The sequence below is a fragment of the Bdellovibrio sp. KM01 genome, from assembly GCF_013752535.1.
Lineage (GTDB): Bacteria > Bdellovibrionota > Bdellovibrionia > Bdellovibrionales > Bdellovibrionaceae > Bdellovibrio.
Genome location: NZ_CP058348.1, coordinates 3,806,262 through 3,824,293, shown reverse-complemented (window position 1 = coordinate 3,824,293; position 18,032 = coordinate 3,806,262). Strand labels below are relative to the sequence as shown.

Here is an 18,032-nt window from a genome sequence, read left to right as displayed (position 1 = left end):
TTAAAGCAAAATCGTGTTGTTGACGGTGGTGCCGTCAGCAACATGGACACCGTCTCCGATGATCACGTTTTCCAACTTACAATTCTTACCAATCACAGCTCCTGGCCCGGCACTTACAAATCCAGAAAATTTAGATTCGTTATCGATGATGGCTTCAGAAGAAAACTGCAGGTTTGCTTCATTGAATTTTTGAGTGATGACTTTTGATGATGAATATTGAGCGAAGGTTTTTTCCAGCGCTTGTTTTTCATGGCCGTCATCCCCTAACAAAGCATTCACGCAGTATTTCGAGGCCTCAATAAGATCAGTAGGGTTTCCAGTTTCAAACCAAGTACATTCTATTGGATAGACTTGTGCTGTTTCGCCACTGTTAACTGCAGCCATGACACCGTCATAGAAAATATGCGAAACATCTTGCTTAGGCAGATAGTTGAATATTTTTTCCGAAAAAATCTGAACTCCGATATAATGCCAAGCTGTTTCGGCGCCTTCGACTTTTCCTTTTCCGAAGCCTTTAATGGCATTTTTGCCGTCGGCCCAGATTCCGCCGAACTGTGTACCAAGGCCGGGATGTGACATCACAAGTACCGTCGCCACGGCTCCTGTAGAACGGTGGTGAGAGATCGCTTTTTTAAGAATCTCGGAGTCTTTTGGAAGGATCACGGTGTCGGCGTTCATCAAGATGAAGTCTCCGCCGTCTTTGAAGTGACTGTGAACCTTGTTCAGCCCGCCACCACTATCGAGAATCTTACCTTTTTCATCTGAAAATATAAGTTCATTTGCCTGGTGATTAATCTTGTTAAATAGAGTGTGGATCTTTTCAGGCAAGTGATAAGTATTTACCACAAGTTTGTTAATCTTAATTCCCTGCAGAAATCCCAAAGCGTGCGCGGCCAAAGGCAAAGTCAAAAACGGAATGGCAGGCTTTGGAAGTTGAGTTGTATAAGGGCGAAGCCGAGTTCCTTCACCCGCTGCAAGGACCATTACATTCATAGAGATTCGTACTTTCTTTCAAGAGCCCCTGAATCAATCAATATATCAGCAAACACCTTGTACTCTGGGAACTCATTAATCGCTTTCATTACGCGACGAAGAGTGCCGGAAAGATACTTCAAGTAACGACGATCTTCACGTTGGTGGAAGAAGCTGGCGAAACTGCCACAGGCTTTAAAGCAGCGCTGAATGGATTGAAGTTCATACATGCGATCAAAATGTTCGCGCGAGAAATCTTTCGGCAAATACTGTTTAGATTGCTCCAAATAGTAATTGATCAGCTTCGCGGCCATTTCATCGCTCATATCTACGTAAGAGTCACGCATCAGGCTTACCAAGTCATACTGGATCGGTCCCAGGCGCGCATCCTGGAAATCGATTACATGAACTTTATCAAGTTTGATCATCACGTTGCGTGAGTGGTAATCGCGGTGAGCGATGCGTTTCGGTTCCGCATCCAGGCGCGAGCAGATATCCAAAAAGATATCAGAAAGTTCTTTATTGGATTTGTCATTGAAAGGAAACTTTAAAACACCAGCTAACAAATTATCTTTGCCGTAGTTCATTTCCCAAAGAAATTTTTCTGTATCAAATTTCATCTTAAAGGCAGAGCAGTTCGGATCGTGATCAAGCGTTGCCTTGTGATGAATCTTAACAACCTCATCGACTGTCAGCTTGTACCACTCCATAGAGGACTCGTGGCTTTGACTTTCCCAGAATTTTCTTTCAAGCATCAAATCGCCCAAGTCTTCTTGAAGGATCAATCCTTCGCTTGGTGACATCGCGACGATTTTAGGGACGTGGATACCGTTCTTAGCAAAATGATTGAGAACACTCATCAGAGGGTAGTTGGCGGGATCAAATGGTTCCCAGCGCATCAGAACCCATGATTGATTGTCATGTACCACGCGGTAATAGCGACGATTCGAGGCATCTCCTGCAAGAGAAAATACCTTGAATGCATCTGTAGATAATGAGCGGCTTAAAAAAGAATTTAGAAATTCATCGTGAGTGACCATAAGAAAAATTCTCACAGACACTCCAAGTAAATTCAAGAACTTATGTCGATGCCGGATCTTTCATAAAGAACAGCTCCAGGACTTCTTTCAGGCCTTGAGTTGTTAATGGAGCGCGGTCCACTTCAAAGCAATTCACAGAGGCTTCATCGATCAAATTGGATGCAAGACCTTCTATTTTTGCGAGTTCTTCAAGATTCATAGCAGAACTTGTGATAATCAGTGGTTCATCTGGCGAATGTTCTTCACCCAAATACTCCAGCAAAAGCTCTTGCTCGGCGGCGTTCAATGATTCGATGTTTTCGATGAAAATTGTCATTTCACCCATTTTCGCGATATCGAAACTGGAGTGAAGTTGCCCCTTGATGTCGTTGAAGGGAACAAATGCCCAGCGGCCGGTCAGTTCATGCAACTGCAAAGCGACTTTCTTATTGGTTGTCGGCGTTTGACCTTCAAGATGGATTAGGTGAGATAATAGCTCTTTCGACAGACCTTTGGCCAGGTCCTTGGAAGAGTCTTCCAGCAACTCATCAATGCTTGGCAATTTGTCATCGCCGAACACATGAAGGTTTTCAGTTTCGAAATTGGCTTTGCTGATTTCAACTAAGTTGGATTCTTTTTGTTCAAGATACCATTTATAAAGTGCTGGTTCTAATACCATGCGAATCAACTGGGTAACGCCCTGACGTTTTTCAGCATTTAAATCATCAGCACCCGGAACGATGGCGGTACCCAGCAGAGCACCATTCACCTTGATAGGTACGTGAAAATCCACCCCACGCAAATATGTATCTTCGTGTGGTTGCACTGCAGACATATCCATCAATTGACGGATCAGCAGCTCTTTTCCATAGCGAGTCTCAACCAGATGCTTAAGACGAGATACAAATGACGAATCCAAAGTTGTAGTTTGCATATAACGAACACCCCTTAACAGAAACCCTAATATACAAGAACAATACCAACTGTCAGGGGAGGGAGTAATTATTTGTGAAATCAAGTACTTGAATGGCTTTTGGGGAAAGAAAAAGGGCTTTGAAGATCACCTTCAAAGCCCTCTATTTTTAGTTCAAATAGGTAAATAATTTAGGGTGCTTGCCCAATTAGGCGCGAGCGATCTTACGCTTATCCAAGCCGTATTTTTCGACTTTCATGATAAGACCTGCACGGCTGATACCCAATTCTTTAGCAAGTTTCGATTTATTCCAACCTGTGCGGCGAAGACCCTCACGGATCATTTCGCGCTCTAGATCTTCCAAAGCGTCTTTCAACTTACCTTGCAAGCGGGAACCTTGAACTTTATTTTTCTCACCAGCTTCCAAAATTTTTGGAGAAAGCAATTCGCCCATCAATTTTGATTCTTCACCGGAAAGAACACAAAGTCTTTCGATTTCATTTTGCAATTCACGAACGTTACCTGGCCATGGATAGTCGTACAATTTCTCAAGAGCACGTTTCGTCAATTGGTGTTTTACACCACCTTGAGCTTCATGGATTTTGTTCAAGAAGAAATCCGTCAAGAACGGGATGTCTTCTTTACGCTCGCGAAGAGGCGGAACGCGGATGTTGATAACATTCAAACGGTAGTACAAGTCTTCACGGAATGTACCTTGCTCAACCATCTCTTTAAGGTTTCTGTTCGTCGCTGCAACGATACGAACATCGACTTTTCTCATTTCAGTCGCACCCACTGGAGTGAAAGTGCCTTCTTGCAATACGCGAAGAAGCTTAACTTGCATTTGTGGAGATGTATCACCGATCTCATCCAGGAAGAATGTTCCTTTGTCGGCCATTTCGAAAAGACCTTTTTTGTCTTTCAAAGCGCCGGTAAATGAACCCTTCACGTGACCGAATAGTTCTGATTCCAATAAGTTGTCATTGAACGCAGAACAGTTTTGGATAACGAATGGTTTGTCTTTGCGGTGAGAGTTATAGTGGATCGACTTAGCGATCAACTCTTTACCCGTACCATTTTCACCTTGAACAAGAACTGTTGAATCTGCACCTTTGATTTTATCAAGCAAAGCGTACAAAGATTGCATTGGTTTGGATTTACCGATCATGTTGTCGTACTTAAATCTGTTACCAAGCTCTTTATTCAATTCTTTGATGCGATCTTCACGAGAAGAGATCTCAAGGTGAAGAGTCACGATCTCTTGAGCAACCAATTCACAAACTTCAGTGAAGTGTGTGCGTTCATGGTCATCCATGAATTTCAATTTACCCAAGCATTTTTCAATCACTTCGCCAGACATACCGAAAGCTGCTAGACGCTCGCGGATTTCCGTCATACGAGAAGAGAAGTTTGCTTCACGGAAAAAACCCATCGCCACAACTGTACCAACGCAATCATTTTCGATCATGATTGGGAAGACACCTACGTCAAAACCGACCATGTCCCATTTGCGAAGGGAAAAGCGGTTTTGAGAAGTACGAAGATCATCAAGTGATTTAGTTACAAGCTCAGCAACGCTAGCTTGGCCCGCTTCTTTGTTCATCAAAGCTGCAATAGCAGGATTGTTGAAGCCAGCTTTGCCGGAGTCGAACCCTCTTAGTGTCCCGCGCTCATCAGTGAATACAACGTCAATGTTCCACCATGCGCTAAGGATATGTTTGAGTTTTTTAATAACATGTATATGTTCAAACTCATCCCAATTAATCATTTCAAACTCCCTTTCAATTTCTGTAACTTTCAAACTGTCGATATTTTTATCGTCAAGAAACTAGACGGACTTGAGGGTTGTGTCGAAACATCATGCAATTCAGTCTTTTGTCCAGGTCATTCTGAGACGGGAAAACGAAAGCAAACTGAATATCTTCGTAATTTCCGATGTTTAATTGCTGCCCCAAATTGAAACGAAAATGTGATGTGGTATCGTAGACGGATATGAAATGTCTATTTCTTGTTACTTCAATTTTTCTGTTTTCATCTTTTGGATTCGCCAACTCGGACAAATGTCAGCCATTCGATGAAAAGATTTTGAACCAACGGATATTTATCACGCGCTGTTTTTCGAATAGTTTTTATTCACAAAGTTTAAAAAATAACGTCGATTACAACGTCATCGTTCCTCCTGGATACGTCCAGGATGGGGGATCACGTTACCCTTATGCGATCTTTTTGCATGGCAGGGGTGGCGACAGGGATTCACTAATCTATACAGGGGGACTTGAATCCTACGACAAAGTCGTACGCGATGGTGGCAGACCATTTTTAATCTTTGCTCCAAATGGACAAAGTCACTATTGGATGAATGGTGCTATTTCCAAAGTGAAGATGGCTGACATGGTGACCAAGGATCTGATTAAACATATTGAAGAAAAGTATCCGGTCATTAAGAACGAGCCTTGTGATCGTGCTTTGTTTGGAATTTCCATGGGTGGCAACGGGGCTTTGCAGTTGGGATTAAGCAACCCCCAGCTCATATGCACCGTTTATTCAATGAGCCCGGTATTTCGAACGCCAGCAGAAATTTGGACGCCCAATAGTAACAGCTCGCAACCTAAAGAAGACTATTACTCCTATGGTGTGGGAAAAGACTTTGAAGGGCGCAGCGCACGTCATATCTGTGAGAAGTTAAAAAAACCCGGCAGTGACCGCTGTCTGCCGTTTAAAAACTTCCGTCTGGAGATTGGCTCCAAAGATCCGTTTCTAACTGACACTCCGGATACCAAGAAGTTCATCGAAGAGCTTAAGAAAGCTCATCCAGAGTTTGAAATTGGCATCAAGGATTGTGGTACGGACAACTCACACGCGACGGCCTATTGGAGTTGCCGTATGCCGCATGTGATGAAGTGGCTTTCAGAACAGTTTAAGTAAACTAGTTATGCTGAAGACTATGGAAATTGTGGTACTCGCCCTTAAGTGAAAGAAGGCTCGCATGAGTGCCGATTTCCACGATTTCGCCGGATCTCATGACGACGATCTTATCTGCTTTTTGGATTGTCGACAGACGGTGAGCAATCACCAAAGCCGTACGACCTTCCATCAAGTGATCAAGTCCTTTTTGAACTTCGATTTCACTCGCAGTATCCAATGCACTTGTTGCTTCATCCAGAATCAAGACGGGTGCATCTTTAAACATCGCGCGCGCAATGCTTACGCGTTGTTTTTCACCACCAGAAAGCAAGTTTCCACGATCACCCACACGGCTTTGATAGCCCTGAGGAGTTTTCATGATGAAGTCATGGGCGTTAGCAAGTTTTGCCATTTTTTGAACATCTTCGCGATCGCGATTGTAATCACCGGCCCAGATATTCTTTTCGATTGTATCGCTGAACAAGAACACATCTTGAGTTACCAAGGCGATATTGCGGCGAAGTTCAACCAACCCGATATCTCTGATATTCACGCCATCGATCAGAATTTCGCCGGAAGTGGCATCAAAAAATCTTTCCAACAAGTTTACGATCGTGGATTTACCGCTGCCACTGGCGCCGACTAAGGCAACAACTTCACCGCGATTGATTTCAAGGTTTACGTTCTTAAGAATCATGTCCTTGCCATAGGCAAAGCTGACATCTTTATAGACGATCTTTTTCCAATCCTTAGGGAACGGAACTGGGTTTGCAGTTTGTGGAACCTCGGAAGGATTGTCGATGATTTCAAAAATACGACGAACTGAAATGACGACTTCTTGAATACGTACGTAAGCTTCTTGAATTTTCTTAATCGGAGCATTGATCATCAATAACGAAGCGATGAAACCAATGATATTACCCGCAGTACCACGACCCGCAGCGATTTCGTAACTGTTATAGATTAAGATCATCGGTATAAGGGCTGTTGCGATAAACTCGGTCGCAGGGCCTGAAGCCTCTTGACGTTTATAGACGGTTTTTCGGATGGAAAGATAGTTTGCACCTTGATCTTCCAATTTCTTAGCCATGTCTCTTTCAAGATTGAACGACTGAATGACACGAACTCCGTCCAGGCTTTCTTTAATTGTGGAAGTCATGTATTCCAAAGCTTCACGTTCGCGGGGAATGTACTTGCGCATGCTTCGTGCGATGGACTTTAAGATAATTCCGATAACCGGTGCGATGATAAGAACTGAAAGAGTCAGCTTCCAGTCGATGATGATCAAGTTGATCAGTAAACCGACTAGCAATAACGGATACAGGAAAATATCGGCGATAACGCGCAAGCCATCTTGAATCGTTTTGATGTCATTCAAAATACGGCTGATCAAACCACCAGAGCCTGCTGCGTAGTTGTTATGGAATGACAAGTTTAAGCGCATGAATTTGTATTGAAGCTTTTCGCGGATACGAGTGACCACGGCTTCAGAAATATAATTCATGTTATAGATATGATAATAACGAGAGATCGCTTGAATGAAGCCAAGACCAATAACAATCGGAACCTGTTTCATCAATTCTTGCTGATTGTTTGCGGAAAGTGCGTCGAAAAGTACTTTGGTTAGTAAGGCCACACGGGCTGTTGCCAGGGCATTCAAAATTCCCGTGATGGCAACCACGGTCATTCTGCTTTTGTGGGGTTTAATTTCGGCAACTAACTTTTTGATTTCAGGTAGCATTCCACTTCCGTCTCGCGGGTATTATGCATTCCCGTCGATATAGCGTTTTAAGTATTGGCCCGTCAGACTCTTTTTGGCCTTGATGATGTCATCAGGGGACCCTTGGGCAACAATATTACCGCCTTTTTTACCCGCTTCAGGGCCGAGGTCAATAACATAATCAGAGCCACGGATCACATCTAAGTTATGCTCTACCACAACGACGCTGCCGCCTGATTCTATAAGCTTATTTAAGACTTTCATTAGCAAATCGACTTCGCGGAAATGAAGACCTGTAGTTGGTTCGTCCAAAATATACAGGGTGGCCTTTTGTTGGACCTGAGACAGCTCTTTAGCGATTTTTAGACGTTGGGATTCACCACCGCTCAGGGAGTTCGCAGGCTGTCCTAATTGCAGGTAATCCAAACCCACTTCTTTTAAGACCGACAAAGGCTTACGAATGTTCGGATGAGCCACAAAGAAATTCATCGCTTCATTGACAGTCATTGCCAAAATTTCAGCGACGTTTTTGTTCTTGTACTGAACTTCCAGGATTTCGTTGCGATATTTTTTACCATCGCAAACGTCACATGGAATCACGACGTTATCCATGAACATCATATCGATTTCTTCAAAGCCTGTTCCCTTGCATGCAGGGCAACGACCACCATCGACGTTCAAACTGAACGTTCCTGGAGTGTAACCACGGGCTTGAGATTCAGGCGTTGTCGCCATAATCGTACGGATCGCATCAAAAGCTTTAAGGTAAGTGATCGGCGAACTGCGTGCAGATTTACCAATAGGAGATTGATCGATCAACAAGACATTCTTGATGTGATCAACACCCTCAATGCCGCCGTACTCTTGGGCCGGAAGATATTCAATATCCAGAGCCCGTGCTAAAGCAGGATACAGTGTTTTTGAAATCAGTGTTGATTTACCTGAACCACTGACGCCAGTCACAGTCACCAGACGATTCAAAGGAAAGACCACATCTAGGTTCTTTAGATTGTGTCCCTTAGCGCCTTTAAGCTCGATTTTTACTTTGTAAGTATCGATGTCGACGGGACGAATCGTGCGTAAATTTGCAGAATGTTTATTATCTAATAAATATGGAACCGTGTTGGATTTGTCGTATTTGTAAAATTCCTTAGTGGGTCCAGAGTAAACGACTTCTCCACCAAGATATCCAGAGCCAGGACCCATCTCGATAATATTTTCGCTGGCTTTAATCACGTCATGATCATGTTCAACGATGACCAGAGTATTGCCGAGCTCTTTAAGGTCTTTAAGAATTGAAATAAGGCGATCATTGTCACGTGGGTGAAGACCAACTGTGGGTTCATCCAACACGTAAAGTGCCTGTGATAATCCCATACCCAGCTGATTTGCCAAAATCAAACGTTGGTATTCGCCACCGGACAGAGTTCTGGTTTCACGATTTAATGACAAGTAATGCACACCCACACGCATCAGGAATTCCAGACGCGAACGGATTTGCTTAAGAATTTCACCAGCAACCTCAACCTGATGAGGAGGAAGTTCAATTTTTTGGAAAAACGCATTCAGATCTTCGATAATCATCGAAGACAGCTCGGTGATGTTCGCGCTACCCACCAAAACATGATTCGCTTCTTCACGCAGACGAGCGCCCTTGCAAGTGGGGCACAAGAAAGGACTGCGGAAACGTGCAATAAACACGCGCACATGCATTTTGTATTTAATTTGATCCAAGTACTCGAACAATCCCCGCACACCAAAGAAATCGTCGTCACCATTCCAGATCACTTCACGGTGAGCTTTCGGCAAATCCTGCCAAGGTGTGTGAATATCGATTTTAGCCTTTTTACAGTAAGCCAGAAGCTGCTTTTTTTCATGGGCCGCACTGGGCATCCAGAAAGGAGAAAGAGCTCCTTGCGCTAAACTCATCGCAGGGTTTGGAACTACTTTGGCTTCGTCGACATCCAAAATATTTCCAAAACCTTTACAAGTTGGGCACGCGCCAATCGGTGAATTGAAGCTGAACAAGCGAGAAGTCAAAGGTGGGGGAGTATAACCACAAATTGGGCACGAGGACTCTTCGCTGACTTGCAGGCGTTGGCCTTCAGTCGTAAGAATTGTGGCTTTGCGAGAAATCAAATTTGAATTGTATTTGATGCTCGCCTCGTAAGCCTGAGTCATCGAGTCTGCAATACGACCACGTTCGTCTTCGTTGAAGCTCATACGATCAATGATCAGATAGAACGTCTCTTTAGGAAGTCTTTTTTTAATTGCTGCCGGATCGCCGATCTCAACAACAGTTCCCATTTCCTCATTGGTTAAGCCAGACGGACTGATCGGAATGCTGATAACTTCTTCGACAGTTTTCTTAACCGCACCCTTAGTTTTGGTTTTCTTAAGAGTGGCTTTCTTGGTCGCGACAGGTTTTATCGAAGGTTGAACCTTAGGAATATAAATACGCAAGTAACCGTCCTGCAAAAGCAAGGAGTGCAGTTTCTTGGCTTGCGCCACACGACCGTTTTCAGAAATTTCGACTAGAATATATCCACGTTTGCCAGTGAACTCTTTGATCACCTTGGAAGTGGCCTCGGTGACACTTTCTTTTTCGGTAGGACACCCGTGTGTTGGGCAATAGGACTTACCGATTTTTTCATAAAGCAGGCGCAAGTAATCGATGATCTCAGTTGTTGTTCCCACCGTAGAGCGGGAACTTTTCACCGTGTTTTTCTGTTCAATCGAAATTGCTGGAGGAATATTGCTAATGCCTTCGATGTCAGGCTTTGGTGCTTTATTTAGAAACTGGCGAGCATAGTTTGACATGCTCTCGATAAAGCGGCGTTGACCTTCAGCGAATAAAGTTTCAAACGCCAGAGAGGATTTCCCTGAACCACTCGGGCCACAGATCACAGTCATTTTGCCAACTGGGACCTTGACCTCGATGTTCTTAAGATTGTTCTGTTTCACACCCCAGAGGTGGATATCCTTCACTCAGACAAATCCTGTTTGTAAAAGTCTGTTGCTTCTTCTTGCTTGCTGGAAGCAGCAGTCGGTTCTGTTCCTTCAACGAAGGCCTGGCGCAGAATATTTTTTGTTGATGCATTTGCAAGTTTGCCAGTTTCACTGTCAATGTTCGCAAACACGATACCATCTGGTACTGGGAAAGTCACTTGTGGAAGTCCTTCATGGGCTGCTTTCATGTAATCTACCCAAATTGGCAATGCGGAGCGGCCACCCACCTCGCCTTTGCCTAGACTTTTCTCTTTGTCAAAACCCACCCACACACCAGTTGCGATTTGTGGAGTATAGCCAATGAACCACGCGTCATAATAATTGTTCGTCGTTCCGGTTTTACCAGCAACTTCGCGACCCAAAGCACGAGCTCTTGCGCCCGTGCCGTTCTTGTCTTCAACCACTCCACGCAGAAGTGATGTCATGACGAATGCTGTTGTGGGCTTGATCAATTGATCAGGATCCTGGAAGAACAAGTTTTCAGCCAAAGCTGCTTTCTTAGGATCTTTCTTTTTAAACTCTTCCAGTTTCGCGGGCTCAGCAACAAGTTGCAGATACTCTTTGCGACGGTTTTCAAAATCGTCATCGTATGGTTTCATCTCTTTTTCAAAGCGGGCATCCAAAGACACGTTTTCCAAAATCGTTTTGCCATCAGCATCAGTCACTTTGTGAATCAGCATCGGGCGAGTGCGTTTGCCCAAGCGACCCAATTCTGAAAAGGCTTTGGTCATTTCGTACAAGGTCACACTTGAAGAGCCCAGAACCAACGTAAAGTCAGGATTCAGTGGACTGAAAAGTCCCAGGCGGTGAGAGTATTCGATGGCCCAAGGAACACCAACGTCTTCGATCACTTTTACAGCCGGAATATTCAAAGACTGAGAAAGCGCATTTCGAACGATGATATCACCACCGAAACTTTTCGAGTGGTTCGCTGGCTTCCAGGCTTTGGATTCCTTGGCATCACCCTGACCTTCTTCATCACCGGCAGAGCCTTCAAACACCAGGGGAGCATCCATAATCGGAGTTGCTGGGTTATAACCCTTATCTAGTGCGGAAGCATAGACGATTGATTTAAATGAAGAACCCGTTTGGCGAGGAGCTTGAATCGCACGGTTGAATTCACTTTTCGCAAAGCTTGTTCCACCCACCATTGCTAACACGTCTTGAGAATCCTGATCGAAGGAAAGAAGTGCTCCTTCTACCAACGGTTCCTGATCTAACTCCAAGTCCACGTACTTGTTGAAATCTGGAAGTTTTACGTCAGGAGCGCCTTTTTTCGGCGTCACGTTTTTAGAAGGAGAGAACTTATCAGCGGTCACCTTAACTAAGATCACGTCGCCCTTTTTTAAAGCATCAGACGGTTTTTTAATGGTATTTAAATCATAGCGCTTATCGGAGTCAGGCTTGCGTGCCCAAGTCATCGAATCGAAATCAATCAAACCCTGAGTGTCGGCAATTTTAACGTAAACCAAGCCTGCAGTGTCATCTACAGCTTGAACAACACCTTGAACAGAGTCCTTAAGCTTGATGTATGAAGGCAGAAGCGGATGTTCCTTCGCGGCTTTTTCATCCACTTTAGGAACAAGGTCTGCAAATTTACCATCGGGAAGAATCGTACGTTCAGGAGTTGATTCCCCGATAAGTTTTTTACGTTCATCTGTCAGGAATTTTTCTATGTCGTCTTCAGAAGAAAGATTCTTGATCGGACCGCGGAAGCCCTGACGCTTATCCAAACTCTTAAGTCCAGCCATCACAGAATCTTGCGCCGCTAATTGTTTTTGAAGATCAAGGCTGGTGTAGATACGAAGACCCTTATTTAAAACCATGTCCGCGCCAATTTGTGCAACCAGCATCTGGCGAACAGTTTCCAGGTAAAACGGAGCATACTCTTCGTAATTCTCGCGAACAAAAACCTTAACGGGTTCTTTGATTGCTTTATCTGATTGCTCTTTCGTGATGAAGCCTACTTCAGCCATACGGCGAAGCACGTAGGTTTGTCTTTCTTTAGCGCGCAGGGGATTACGAACCGGGCTGTAAGCGCTCGGAGCTTGAGGCAGACCTGCAAGGATGGCCATCTCTGGCAAAGTCAATTTGGAAACGGGTTTGCGGTAATAAGTTTGTGCCGCTTGTTCAACACCGTAAGCGCCTTCACCGAAGTAAATCTGATTTAGGTAAAGAAATAGGATGTCTTCTTTCTTAAGGTTTTTTTCCATCTCCATCGCAAGCATGATGTCGCGAAGTTTACGGGTCAGTGTTTTTTCCGAAGTCAGCATCAGGGTTTTAGCAACCTGCTGTGTGATCGTAGAACCACCTTGCACCGAGCGGCCTGCGCGAAGATTGGCAAGAGCCGCACGGAATATCGCCTGGGGATTAATGCCTTTGTGTTGGAAGAACTGATCGTCCTCAGCCGCTAAGAATGCATGCACCAGATCTTTGGGAATTTTATCGTAAGTTACCAGTGTGCGTTTCTGATTAAGGAACTCACCAATTTTTTTGCCATTGCGATCATAAACCTGGCTTACCAGTTGCGGTTTATAATCTTGAACAGTGATGATTTGCGGAAGACTTGCTTTAACAGATTGATAGGCAAGAACGGCGCCGACAACACCAAGAACGCAGAGAGCGACGAATGCCAGGATGATTTTTTTTAACACTGTTTGGGGCTCCTTTAAACGAAGCCCCATTCTATCAGTCGAAAAGGTGAGGGTCTAGGGATACTGGTCTTTGGTCACCTATTCCTTAAGTCCAGATGAGGACCTTGAGGAACTGGAGGCACTTTTCCCAATTGAACAGTTCACTTGGGTCAAATCTTTCGCCTGTGCGATGATTTCATTCATCTCTTCTTGAAGACCAGATACTTCATCCGCTACTTGCGGAGCAGTCGTTGTCGCTCCGGAAGGCGGGACAGCACCCAGACTTGATAATTGAGTGTTCAAGCGATTGATCTTTTGACTGTAGTTCGTAGTTTTGGTCGCCAATGTCTGAAGTTTTTGCTCCAACTCTTGTTTCGCTGCTGTCATTTTAGTTTGGATCGCAGTTTGGGTGTTCTTCATATTCGTTTCGGCCTGAGTTTGTTGCTTGTCTGCCAAGGCATTCATTTGCGCCATATTGGCTTCTGCAGAATCCATAGAATCTTTTGTTTGAGCCATAGACTCAGTCGTGTCTTGAATTTGCTTTCTAAGCATGTCTTCTTCTTGTTTCTTGGATTCAAGTAAAGCTTGCTTTTTCTGATCGTAAACTGTCATGCAATCGTTCCATGTATCGATCAAATCTTGCTTTAAGCGCTTAGCTTTGGCGATCATAGTACCAGAGCTGAATCCGCTTAATGCGCCATCTTTTTGCCACTGCGACTTCATTTCATTCACAGTTTTCATACAGGCTCTTTTTGCGGATGCCTCTGTCAGGGCAATCATATTGAGCGATTTATCACGTTGGGAAGTGATCAGCTTACCGTGCAGATCAAGTAAAGTTGTAGCTTGAGAGCGCATTGAATCTTTAGCAGCATTTTGTGCTTCTTGAAGCTTCTGTGTGTTCTCCAATTTGTCCTTAGAGATTTGATCTTTGGTTTTCTCCAGATCTTCTTGCGCTTTGTTCAGGTCCTCTTGAAGGTCAGAAATCTTTTTATTAAAGTCGGCTTGAATATCTGCTTTATCATCAGATAGTTTTGCTAAGTCTTCTTCAGTTTTATCAAGGTCTTCTTGATATTCTTTCTTTTTGCTGAAGTAATCTTGAAACGAGAATTGAGGGCAACCACCGCCCACATTACTGCTTTGACCCATAACCCCAAGTGCCGTTCCCAATGCATTATCCGCGCCTACAGCGGTACCTAAAGTTTGATAGAGATTGATGCCGCCAGTATCACTGGCCTCAGTATTACAGGAGTCAATTTTATCCACGCAACTTGCACCGGCGCCTGCATCTTTGCAAAGTCTCAACATATCTCTGCGGGCAGAGCTGTATCTGGAGCGTAGGTCATTACACGTTTGCCCTTCGGAATAAGAAGTCATCATTGGGTAGGGATATTGCTGCTGTGAGTTTTGATTATTTGAAGAAGTAGAGCTTGCAGAACCCGATGAGGTCCCGGAAGTTTGCGCATGGGCTGTGTAACCCATCATAACTAAAGAAGATATGATGCTGATAAAAAGATTAACAGATGTCTTCTTCGTCGTCTGTGATTTGGAATACATTGTCTTTCCCCCTGATGACTATATATGGATGCAATTGCAGTGCCTATTATCGTCACTTTTCGGGGGAAAGTTTACGTCTCAATATGAAACACTAGACGTTCATCGAGGACGTTTTTCCATTTATCGCGCCACTCGTTTGCAAACTTCCGCAAGCAGAACATTTGCGTGCCGCAAGTGGAATCGTCGTCAGACATTCGGGACAGGGCTTCGTTGATGCCGTTGCTTCCTCTGTCTTTTTGAAGCGATTTGCAGCTTTGATGATCATGAAAATTGCAAATGCGACAATCACGAAATCAATAACCGCATTCAGAAATACACCATAATTAAGGGTGGCTGCGCCGGCTGCTTTCGCTGCTGCCAATGTTGCGTAAGATTCACCATTCAGTGCGACAAACAGATTCGAAAAATCGATCTTGCCCATTCCCAAACTTAAAACGGGCATCAACATATCGCTGACAAATGAGCCAACGATTTTAGTGAAGGCGGCACCGATGATGATACCGACTGCCAAATCTAAAACGTTCCCTCTCATTAAAAAGGCCTTAAATTCCTTCATCATGACAAAATCCTTTCTAGAATTTCGCGACAAGATTCAATGTTGTCGTGGTTGTGCTGTATTCTCCCGGAGGAGCAGGTTCGTTTTGATATTGTAGCAAGTAAGCTAGCTTCAATGAGAAGATGGAATTTAACATAACATTGATCGAGGCTTCAGTATTTACCTGATAAGCATCAGCGCGAGTCATATTTGGCAAATATTCGATCCAGTACTTGAAGGAAAATTCTTTGTCGATTTTCGCGTTGATCTCGGTATAAATACGGAGCAATTGGTCATATGTAGTGCCAACTGAAACATTTTGAGTTTTTGAATAACGATAACCAGCCTCAAGGGTCCAGTCGAAGCTGTCTGTTTTTGTCAGCCAGTACTTCAAACCGATATCTGTCGAATCACGTTGCAAGTATCCAGAATAAATATCGCTCTCGATTTTTTGGCTACCAAAAAAGCCAAGATAATCAGTCCACTCGTGATCATAACGAGCTCCTGCATTCCAGTTGCGTACGCTTTCGACTGAATTGGCTTCGGTGCGAATATATTGACCACTTAAAGTATAGATATTTTTGCCTGCTTTATAAGCCGCTTTTCCTTTGGCCGCATAATTCTCTGAATCAGAATTGCCAGTTACCATAATGGCTCCGGCTTCAGCTTCGCCAGAAAATGGTGGAGGCTCAGTTGGCGCAGGTGTTTGTGCTTTTGCGACCAAAGATAGAGCTACAACAATAGGAATAAATAGAACAGAAACGAACTTCATAATAGTTACCTCCATAGACATTTAGTATGTGTCTTGCCTGAAGAGTCAAAACACCGCGCATATAAAAACTTGATGAGATCGCGCAATTTTTTTGCTAAATTGAATTTCGAGGTTTGTAGAAATGCAAAAAGGCTTTAATTCGGATATCACGGTGCGCGGACAGAAATACCACATCCAAACAGAGGACTGGGGAATGGCGAATCCATTCTTGGTCAGTCGTATTTTTTGTAACGGTGCTGTCTTGAAAACGATTAAAACCCCTCACGAAAGAGTTCTGCAGGTCGGCTCTAATCAGCCAGCTGAAGCAATAAAACAAGCCCTTCATCGCCAGCATTCAACAATCATTGATACGTTGATGTCAGGTGGTATGCCGTAATACTGAAAACCTCGACTTCGGGCGAGTATGAATAAGTCTTTATCTTTCATAAGATAGAGAAATGATTGAATTCTCCCACGTATATAAGACCTATCCAGGGCCCGTTCATGCTCTAAAAAATATCGATTTGAAAATCGACAAAGGTGAATTTGTATTTTTAACGGGACCTAGTGGTGCAGGTAAAACTACGCTCTTCAAAATGATTTCTGCTTATGATTTAGCCACATCGGGTGAAGTAAAAGTTGCTGGCTATGATCTGGGTGAAATTCGTAATGGACAGGTGCCATTTTTTCGCAGAAAAATCGGCGTTATCTTTCAGGATTTCAAACTTTTGAAAGATCGCACATTGTTTGAAAACGTGGCTTTGCCATTACAAATTCGTGGCGATAAAACTCCCGCAATTCAACGAAAAGTCTATGAAGTTTTGGAACAAGTGGGGCTTGCTCACAAGCATGATCAGTATCCGGACTTTGTATCGGGTGGTGAGCAGCAAAGAACCGCAATCGCTAGAGCTATCGTTCATCAACCAGGTGTCTTAATTGCCGATGAGCCGACGGGAAATTTGGATCCAAGACTCAGCGAAGAGATCATGGATTTATTGGAAAGAGTTTGCTCTCAAGGGACAACTGTCTTTGTCGCGACTCATGACCATGAAATGGTGAAGCGTCGCCATAAAAGAACTTTGGAACTTAAAGATGGCATTATCGTGGGAGACACCAAGTGAATCCTACTCAGAAGAACCTCGCTCTTAAATTTTCAACGCTAATTGTTGTTACGGCATGCTTTGTAGTCATGGCTACGTCACTGCTGATCTCTAAAAACTTCAGAAATGTTCTGACCCATTGGGGAGAAGATGTTCAGTTGACGGTTTATTTGTCTTCGGACATTTCAGCTCAAGGCCGTGATGAACTTGAAAAGTATTTTAAAAATCATAAAGACATCGGCAACTTCAATCTGGTGACTCAAGACCAGGCTCTTTCTGACTTTCGTGCGCAACTGGCAAGTTATGCACCGGATATCAGCAAAGACGATGAACTTTTAAAAATGATTCCTTCAAGTTATCAAGTAAAACTGAAAACGGAAATTGCAACAGATGCTCAAAGCAGTATCTTGCAGGCGATTGCGACGGATTTAAAAGGTCGCTCCGGTATTGATGACGTTAGTTATGGTCAGGATTGGGTTGAAAAATACAGCGCTTTTGTCTCGGCTATTAATCTTGCATTGAATTTAGTCGGTGTGGTCGTACTGTGTGCCTCGATTTTCGTGATGTCGAATGCAATTCGTGCTTCAGTTCAAGTTCATCGAGATGAAATCGTGGTGTTTGAGATGATCGGTGCCACGGCAGCGATGATTCGCAAACCCTTCTTAAAAGAAGGTGCGCTGCTGGGATTTATCGCCTCGACACTTTCCATGGGAATAGCCTTTGGGATGTACACAGTCGGAAAAAGCATCGTGGATACTCGCCTAAGTTTCTTAAGAATTGGTGAACAATTGAGCTTTGTTTCTCCATGGATGATTGCTGTGATAATCATCGGTGGAACGGTTATGGGAGCCTTGGCATCTTACCTTTGTGTTAGAAAAATTAATGACGGCTACGCGGCCGCAAGTCAAAGGGCCTAAGAAAC

14 protein-coding genes are annotated in these 18,032 nt (G+C 43.9%); 4 read left to right on the top strand and 10 right to left on the bottom strand.

Annotation, left to right across the window (positions count from 1 at the left end):
• The 4 genes from HW988_RS18380 to HW988_RS18365 all read right to left on the bottom strand — a co-directional run bounded on the left by HW988_RS18380 (position 1) and on the right by HW988_RS18365 (position 4,672).
• Positions 1-993 (bottom strand): sugar phosphate nucleotidyltransferase, encoded by a 993-nt coding sequence (locus HW988_RS18380; protein WP_181605573.1) that lies wholly within the window; start codon positions 991-993, stop codon positions 1-3.
• A complete protein-coding gene (locus HW988_RS18375) occupies positions 990-2,027 on the bottom strand; it encodes an aminoglycoside phosphotransferase family protein (protein WP_255490113.1) in 1,038 nt (345 codons plus the stop codon). The genes HW988_RS18380 and HW988_RS18375 overlap by 4 nt, the downstream gene beginning before the upstream one ends.
• A 25-nt stretch (positions 2,028-2,052) precedes the next feature.
• Positions 2,053-2,925, bottom strand: coding sequence for a hypothetical protein (locus HW988_RS18370; RefSeq protein ID WP_181605572.1), 873 nt, complete (start codon positions 2,923-2,925; stop codon positions 2,053-2,055).
• A gap of 187 nt (positions 2,926-3,112) precedes the next feature.
• Positions 3,113-4,672, bottom strand: coding sequence for a sigma 54-interacting transcriptional regulator (locus HW988_RS18365; RefSeq protein WP_142701911.1), 1,560 nt, complete (start codon positions 4,670-4,672; stop codon positions 3,113-3,115).
• A gap of 224 nt (positions 4,673-4,896) precedes the next feature.
• On the opposite strand from HW988_RS18365, the gene HW988_RS18360 reads away from it, so the two are divergent.
• On the top strand, positions 4,897-5,829 hold the full coding sequence (locus HW988_RS18360) for an alpha/beta hydrolase family protein (protein WP_181605571.1): 933 nt from the start codon (positions 4,897-4,899) through the stop codon (positions 5,827-5,829).
• Position 5,830: 1 nt separating this feature from the next.
• On the opposite strand, the gene HW988_RS18355 is transcribed toward HW988_RS18360, so the two are convergent.
• The 6 genes from HW988_RS18355 to HW988_RS18330 form a co-directional block, all read right to left on the bottom strand.
• A complete protein-coding gene (locus tag HW988_RS18355) occupies positions 5,831-7,549 on the bottom strand; it encodes an ABC transporter ATP-binding protein (protein WP_181605570.1) in 1,719 nt (572 codons plus the stop codon).
• Positions 7,550-7,570: 21 nt separating this feature from the next.
• The gene (uvrA, locus tag HW988_RS18350) at positions 7,571-10,492 is read right to left on the bottom strand and encodes an excinuclease ABC subunit UvrA (RefSeq protein ID WP_181605569.1); all 2,922 of its coding nucleotides are present in this window, start codon (positions 10,490-10,492) and stop codon (positions 7,571-7,573) included.
• 20 nt (positions 10,493-10,512) lie between these two features.
• Entirely contained in the window at positions 10,513-13,191 is a 2,679-nt protein-coding gene (locus HW988_RS18345; RefSeq protein WP_181605568.1) for a penicillin-binding protein 1A, read from the bottom strand.
• Between the two features lie 78 nt (positions 13,192-13,269).
• Positions 13,270-14,724, bottom strand: a complete 1,455-nt coding sequence (locus tag HW988_RS18340) for a hypothetical protein (protein WP_181605567.1) — start codon at positions 14,722-14,724, stop codon at positions 13,270-13,272.
• 91 nt (positions 14,725-14,815) lie between these two features.
• Positions 14,816-15,283: a large conductance mechanosensitive channel protein MscL gene (gene mscL, locus HW988_RS18335; protein ID WP_181605566.1), complete on the bottom strand. Its 468-nt coding sequence runs from the start codon at positions 15,281-15,283 to the stop codon at positions 14,816-14,818.
• A gap of 13 nt (positions 15,284-15,296) precedes the next feature.
• On the bottom strand, positions 15,297-16,031 hold the full coding sequence (locus tag HW988_RS18330) for a YdiY family protein (protein ID WP_181605565.1): 735 nt from the start codon (positions 16,029-16,031) through the stop codon (positions 15,297-15,299).
• Positions 16,032-16,152: 121 nt separating this feature from the next.
• On the opposite strand from HW988_RS18330, the gene HW988_RS18325 reads away from it, so the two are divergent.
• The 3 genes from HW988_RS18325 to HW988_RS18315 all read left to right on the top strand — a co-directional run bounded on the left by HW988_RS18325 (position 16,153) and on the right by HW988_RS18315 (position 18,027).
• Positions 16,153-16,407 (top strand): hypothetical protein, encoded by a 255-nt coding sequence (locus HW988_RS18325; RefSeq protein WP_142701903.1) that lies wholly within the window; start codon positions 16,153-16,155, stop codon positions 16,405-16,407.
• A gap of 61 nt (positions 16,408-16,468) precedes the next feature.
• Positions 16,469-17,131 carry a cell division ATP-binding protein FtsE gene (ftsE, locus tag HW988_RS18320; protein WP_142701902.1) on the top strand — a complete coding sequence of 221 codons (663 nt, stop codon included), beginning with the start codon at positions 16,469-16,471 and terminating at the stop codon, positions 17,129-17,131.
• A 68-nt stretch (positions 17,132-17,199) separates the two neighbouring features.
• On the top strand, positions 17,200-18,027 hold the full coding sequence (locus tag HW988_RS18315; RefSeq protein WP_181605564.1) for an ABC transporter permease: 828 nt from the start codon (positions 17,200-17,202) through the stop codon (positions 18,025-18,027).
• Positions 18,028-18,032: the final 5 nt, after the last annotated feature.

Bases quoted from the DNA above. Each gene is read 5' to 3' on its own strand.
- ftsE (WP_142701902.1), top strand. From the start codon at position 16,469: ATGATTGAATTCTCCCACGTATATAAGACCTATCCAGGGCCCGTTCAT.
- HW988_RS18380 (WP_181605573.1), bottom strand. From the start codon at position 993: ATGAATGTAATGGTCCTTGCAGCGGGTGAAGGAACTCGGCTTCGCCCT.
- HW988_RS18315 (WP_181605564.1), top strand. From the start codon at position 17,200: ATGGCTACGTCACTGCTGATCTCTAAAAACTTCAGAAATGTTCTGACC.
- HW988_RS18355 (WP_181605570.1), bottom strand. From the start codon at position 7,549: ATGCTACCTGAAATCAAAAAGTTAGTTGCCGAAATTAAACCCCACAAA.
- HW988_RS18360 (WP_181605571.1), top strand. From the start codon at position 4,897: ATGAAATGTCTATTTCTTGTTACTTCAATTTTTCTGTTTTCATCTTTT.
- HW988_RS18365 (WP_142701911.1), bottom strand. From the start codon at position 4,672: ATGATTAATTGGGATGAGTTTGAACATATACATGTTATTAAAAAACTC.
- HW988_RS18370 (WP_181605572.1), bottom strand. From the start codon at position 2,925: ATGCAAACTACAACTTTGGATTCGTCATTTGTATCTCGTCTTAAGCAT.
- HW988_RS18340 (WP_181605567.1), bottom strand. From the start codon at position 14,724: ATGTATTCCAAATCACAGACGACGAAGAAGACATCTGTTAATCTTTTT.
- HW988_RS18330 (WP_181605565.1), bottom strand. From the start codon at position 16,031: ATGAAGTTCGTTTCTGTTCTATTTATTCCTATTGTTGTAGCTCTATCT.
- mscL (WP_181605566.1), bottom strand. From the start codon at position 15,283: ATGATGAAGGAATTTAAGGCCTTTTTAATGAGAGGGAACGTTTTAGAT.
- HW988_RS18325 (WP_142701903.1), top strand. From the start codon at position 16,153: ATGCAAAAAGGCTTTAATTCGGATATCACGGTGCGCGGACAGAAATAC.